We start from the raw sequence: 5,426 nt of genomic DNA, 5'->3' as shown, positions 1-5,426 counted from the left end.
AACGGTCAGTTCATCCGTAAGGGTGACAAGGTGGTCATGTGGTACGCCTCGGGCAACCGGGACGAGTCCGTGTTCGAGCGGCCGGACGAGTTGATCATCGACCGGCCCAACGCCCGCAACCACATCGCTTTCGGGTTCGGCGTCCATCGGTGCATGGGCAACCGATTGGCCGAGCTGCAGTTGCGGATCCTCTGGGAGGAGCTGCTCCCACGCTTCGAGAGGATCGATGTCGTCGGTGAGCCGGAGTACGTGCAGTCCAACTTCGTTCGCGGCATCAGCAAGCTGATGGTCGAGCTCACCCCCAAGGGAACCGGATGAGTTCGGGGCGCGCGGTGGTGGTCGGCGCCAGCCATGCCGGCGCGCAGTCGGCCACCCGCCTCCGCCGGGAGGGTTGGTCCGGTGACATCGTGGGCCGGTGACGAGCCGATGTTGCCCTACCAGCGACCTCCTTCTCGAAGACCTGTGGAAGGAACAAGGACGATCTGCGGAAGGGACAAGAAGGTGTCGGCGCTCCCATGGTCCCGGTCGGACCAGTACGACCACAAGCTGCGGATCGCGGGACTCAACAACGGTTATGACGACATCGTCCTGAGCGGTGACCCCACCTCTGACCGAAACCGCACCTGCTACTACCTCAGGCAGGGCGAGCCGGTCGCCGCTGACAGCGTCAACCGCCCCGGGGACTCCATGACCACCAACGGCATTCTCGGCCAAGTCGCCGTCGACACGACTGCCCTGACACCGGAGGTGGCGGTGTGAGCAAGCAGACCGACCACTGGTCGTGGTCATCACCGAACGTCTGACCCCCGAGGTGAACAAGGATGGTTTGGAGGTCGACGGCAGGGCCCGCGATGAGACTTCTGCCTTTCGTTCCGGGCGCCCGTGACTCGCATCAGTCCGCAGGCGTGCGACGCGCACCCGCGGACGCCCGCGGCCCTGCATGGTGGCTCGCGTTGGTCGTCTGCAAACCCCTTCTGCTGCTCGTCAGGAGAGCGGACTGGCGCGGTACAGAGCGCCTTCCCGGGTCGGGGGGCGCAGTACTGGCGGCCAACCATGTCTCCCAAGCCGACCCGCTCTTCCTCGCGGAGATGGTCCTCGCCCAGGGCCGGACCCCCTGGTTCATGGCAAAATCAAGCCTGTTTCAGAGCAGAGCAGTGGGCTGGTGGTTTCGGTCGGCCGGCCACGTCCAGGTCGACCGCTCCGACGGGCGAGCCGGGATCCGCGCCGCGATCGAAGCAGTGGATCGCGGCGCCCTCGTCGTCGTCTACCCGGAGGGATCGATCACGAACCGACCGGATGCACGTCTGATGTCGCTCAGGTCGGGTGCTGTTCGCATCGCGCTCGAGACGTCAGTCCCATTGATCCCCGTCGCCCAATGGGGTGTGCAGGCCATCGCGCCAGCCTACGAAGGAAGGGTGGTGCTGGGCCGCCGTCGTCGGGTCACCCTGCTGGTCGGGGACCCGGTCCCGCTCGAGGACCTCCGAGAATTGCCGACGGCGACGGCAGCCGCTGCGGGTGTGCAAAGACTTCAGGACACCCTCGCAGCGATGGTCGACCAACTGGCCGACGAGCACGCTAGGTAGCGTGTGGCCGTGTCCAAGTCAGTGACGCGAGTCGATCGCGAGACAGGAATCGCTAACCTTTCTGTCATGCGGGCACCGTCAATGCGCGAACGATTCAAGGAGCACATGCGCCTGGCTGTCCTCGAGGCTGCCCACGACCTGACTGTCGACCGCGGCTGGGACCGGGTGCGCATGGGGCAGGTGGCTGATCGTGCCGGGGTGTCGCGGGCGGCTCTGTACAAGGAGTTCGGTGACAAGGCCGGCCTCGGAGAAGCCGTCGTACTCCGGGAGGCCTCGCGCTTCCTCGAGGGCATCCGGGGCGCGCTGGAGGCGCACATCGGCGATGCGAAGCGAGGCATCGCAGCCGCCGTCGACTACACCTTGAACGAGGCCGGGCGCAGCCCCCTGCTCAAGGCGGTGCTCATCTCCAACCGTGACCTTGATGCGGGAGGTCAGGCGTCCACGGGGATGCTCCCGCTGCTCACGACATCCGCACCGCTTCTCGACCTCGCCTCCGACACCCTGGCCGGATGGGTCGCGGAGAGTTATCCGGGTCTCCCCCCGGGCGATGTCATCGACGCGGCCGACACCCTGGTGCGCCTGACGGTCAGTCATCTTGCGCTCCCCAAGTGGGACCGAACCGCGACAGCGCGGAAGATCTCCGAGGTCGCCGTCCGGTTCCTCTCACTCGAATAGTGACCTGCGCCGGGCGTCGGGAGCAGTCTGAACTGGGCTTCAGCGGCGCACGGCGTGTTCGTTGCCGCCGTGCTGCTGCCGTAGCACCGTCTTGAGCACCTTGCCGGTCGCTGTGCGGGGCAGCTCGGCTACGAACTCGATCCTGGTGGGGCACTTGAAGTGGGCAAGCCGCTCCCGGGTGTATGCGATGAGTTCCTCGCCGGTCGGCTCGGCGCCGTCCTGGAGCGCCACGGTGGCCACCGGGGTCTCGCCCCAGCGGACGTCGGGGACGCCGACGACGGCCACTTCACGAACGGCCGGGTGCCGGTAGAGCACTTGCTCGACCTCGATCGGGTAGACGTTCTCGCCGCCAGTGATGATCATGTCCTTTTTGCGGTCGACGAGCGTGATGAACCCCTCGGCGTCTATGCGGCCCAGGTCACCGGTGTGGAACCAGCCGCCGCGGAAGGCCTCGGCCGTGGCTTCCGGGAGACCCCAGTAGCCCGCGAACACATTGGGTCCCCGGAGGACGAGCTCTCCGACCTCGTTGGTGCGCGCGTCCTTGTCGGCGTCATCAACGATGCGCGCCTCAACGTGGAACACCGCGCGCCCGATGGATCCGGCCTTCTCCTTGACGTGATCGGCGTCCAAGACGGACACGATCGGAGCGGTCTCGGTCATTCCGAAACCCTCCTGGAAGGGCAGCCCCTTACCCTGATAGAAATCAATGACCGGCAGAGGGCAGGGCGCTCCACCGGAGACGGCGAGCTCCAGCGAGGACAGGTCGAAGTCGTCGAAGCCAGGCTCCGACATGAGCGCTGCCCACATGGCCGGGACCATGAACTGCACGGTGGCCCTCTCTCGGGACATCGCCTTCAGGGTCTGCGCCGGGTCGAACGAGGGAAGCAGTACGTTGGTCCCGCCGACGTACAGCAGCGGCAGGGTGTGGATCCCGAGGCCCCCGATGTGGAACATCGGCGCCACGGTCACCGTGACGTCGGTCTCACGCAAGCCGCGCCCGAAGGACAAGCTGTTCACGACGTTCCACAGGTGATTGTCGTGGGTCAGCATCGCGCCCTTGGGTCGCCCTGTGGTTCCGGACGTGTACATCAAGCACGACACGTTGCTCCGATCGACGTCGGCGCTGACTGGACGGGCCTCACCGTTGGCCAACACGTGCTCATAGCGCAGCTCGCCGTCCTCGGGTTCGCCGCCGACGACCAGGCGGGATCGGACGCGTACTCCCTCGCCGGCCACAGCCGCGCGTGCCCCCGGAGCCAGGGGCGCCGAATACACGAACACGTCTGCGCCCGAGTCCGCCAAGAGATAGGTGATCTCGGCCGGCGCAAGACGCACGTTCATGGGCACGAACACCGCGCCCAGCTTGGCCGTGGCCAGCATCGTCTCTATGAACGCGGTGCTGTTGAGCAGGAGCCCTGCCACCCGATCGCCCCGTCGGACGCCGAGGGCGCTCAGTGCCCGGGCCAGTCGATTGGTGCTGCTGTCTAGGGCGGAGTAGGTCAGACGCCGCTCACCGTCGACGAGAGCGATCCGGTCCCCGGAGAGGAATGCCCTCGTCGTGACCCAGCTGCCGATTCCCTCGTCCATGGACATTCCTTCCGGGATGCTGTCATCTCTGCGAGTGAGTCAGATCACGTAGTTTGTCCAAACCTGACGGTGCCCACAAGCTAGTCGGACGCTACTGAGTAAGTCAAATCAAATGAGACATTTCAGGGTGTTGGAACGTAACCAGTTTTGGCTCGTCTGGCGGGGTCGTTGATGGTGGCCTTCTCTGGAAGTTTCGGCGGTTGCGGTCGTCGGCTGAACCGTTGCGGGTGGGCGTGGTAGGCGGCGTCGAGGACGGCTTGGCGTCGTGCCTGGACGTCGGTGGCGGTGCCGTAGTGGACGCTGGCCCGGATGTTCCTGGGCCTGCTCCGGGCGATCATCGCGCATCCCAAGCCGGTGATCGCGGCCGTCGACGGTCACGTCCGCGCCGGTGGGATGGGTCTGGTGGCGGCCTGCGACCTCGCCGTCGCCGGACCGTCGTCCACCTTCGCGCTCACCGAGGTCCGCCTCGGCCTGGCGGCCGTCATGATCTCCGTACCGTTGGCGGCACGCGTGAACTCACGGGATCTCGCATGCGTGCTGCTGACCGGCGAGAAGTTCGACTCCGCGCACGCCCGGCGGATCGGCCTGCTCTCGGACGCGGTGGAGGACCTCGACGCCGCCGTCGACGAGCTCGTCGACTCCTTCCGGCCCTGCTCGCCGCAGGGACTGGCGGAGAACAAGGCGCTGCTGGCCGCGCCGATGATTGCCGAGCTCGACGCCCGTGGAGACGACCTCGCCGGGGTCACCGCGCGGCTGTTCACGACGCCCGAGGTGGCCGAGGGGATGAGCGCATTTCTCGAACGCCGATTGCCCTCCTGGGCGACGCCCGACGCGTAGCGTATGCGATTGTCACAGATATATGACTCGACACACATCACAGAAACCCGCAACGAGAGGTAAAGCCATGCGTACCAAGGCCGCCATCATCCGTGAGCCCAAGCAGGACGGCTGGGAGATCGTCGACGTCGACATCGACGATCCCAAGGCGGGAGAGGTCCAGGTCAAGTTGGCCGCATCGGGCCTCTGCCATTCGGACGAGCACCTGCTCACCGGCGACCTGCAGTTCGAGTCCTACCCGATCATGGGCGGTCACGAGGGTGCCGGGGTCGTCACCAAGGTCGGCGAGGGTGTGATCGGCCTAGAGGAGGGAGACCACGTCGTCCTGGCGTTCATCCCCGCCTGCGGTACCTGCCCGCCGTGTTCAGAGGGCCTGCAGAACCTCTGCGACAACGGCGCGGGACTGCTCACCGGGCGTGCGATCAGCGACGGCGGCTTCAGGGTGCACACCGCCGACGGTGAGGACGTGGCCACCATGTGCCTCCTGGGGACGTTCGCCCCGCACGTCACCGTGCACCAGTCGTCCGTCATCAAGATCGAGAAGGACATCCCGCTGGACAAAGCCGCACTTCTCGGCTGCGGGGTGTGCACCGGTTGGGGCTCGGCCACGGAGATCGGCGGCGCCAAGGAGGGCGACATCGTGGTGGTCGTGGGAGTCGGTGGGATCGGCATCAACTCGGTCCAGGGTGCAGCGGCGGCGGGTGCGCGCGCTATCGTCGCCGTCGACCCGGTCGAGTTCAAGCG

Annotated in this window: 7 protein-coding genes; 6 read left to right on the top strand and 1 reads right to left on the bottom strand. The window is 66.5% G+C overall.

Annotated features, from left to right (window positions below; all coding sequences use genetic code 11):
• From G6024_RS00695 to G6024_RS00680, 4 genes are all read left to right on the top strand, one after another.
• Positions 1-318, top strand: a 318-nt coding sequence (locus G6024_RS00695; RefSeq protein WP_159147584.1) for a cytochrome P450, incomplete at its 5' end; no start/stop codon positions are given.
• 183 nt (positions 319-501) lie between these two features.
• A complete protein-coding gene (locus G6024_RS16320; RefSeq protein ID WP_007628308.1) occupies positions 502-759 on the top strand; it encodes an oxidoreductase C-terminal domain-containing protein in 258 nt (85 codons plus the stop codon).
• 62 nt (positions 760-821) lie between these two features.
• Positions 822-1,583 carry a lysophospholipid acyltransferase family protein gene (locus G6024_RS00685; protein ID WP_338122123.1) on the top strand — a complete coding sequence of 254 codons (762 nt, stop codon included), beginning with the start codon at positions 822-824 and terminating at the stop codon, positions 1,581-1,583.
• 105 nt (positions 1,584-1,688) lie between these two features.
• Entirely contained in the window at positions 1,689-2,258 is a 570-nt protein-coding gene (locus G6024_RS00680) for a TetR/AcrR family transcriptional regulator (RefSeq protein WP_069389790.1), read from the top strand.
• A 39-nt stretch (positions 2,259-2,297) separates the two neighbouring features.
• Here G6024_RS00680 and G6024_RS00675 read toward each other — a convergent pair whose 3' ends face one another.
• Positions 2,298-3,845, bottom strand: a complete 1,548-nt coding sequence (locus G6024_RS00675) for an acyl-CoA synthetase (protein ID WP_069389786.1) — start codon at positions 3,843-3,845, stop codon at positions 2,298-2,300.
• Positions 3,846-4,154: 309 nt separating this feature from the next.
• Between G6024_RS00675 and G6024_RS00670 the strand changes: the two genes are divergently transcribed.
• Positions 4,155-4,682, top strand: a complete 528-nt coding sequence (locus G6024_RS00670; RefSeq protein WP_228549152.1) for an enoyl-CoA hydratase-related protein — start codon at positions 4,155-4,157, stop codon at positions 4,680-4,682.
• Positions 4,683-4,749: 67 nt separating this feature from the next.
• A partial coding sequence (locus G6024_RS00665) for an alcohol dehydrogenase catalytic domain-containing protein (RefSeq protein WP_159147583.1) occupies positions 4,750-5,426 on the top strand: 677 nt, incomplete at its 3' end.

The organism is Dietzia maris (genome assembly GCF_014144855.1).
In the GTDB taxonomy this organism is placed as follows: Bacteria; Actinomycetota; Actinomycetes; order Mycobacteriales; family Mycobacteriaceae; genus Dietzia; species Dietzia kunjamensis.
The sequence above is the reverse complement of the archived record's forward strand: the minus strand, read 5'-3'. Positions and strand labels throughout refer to the sequence as shown.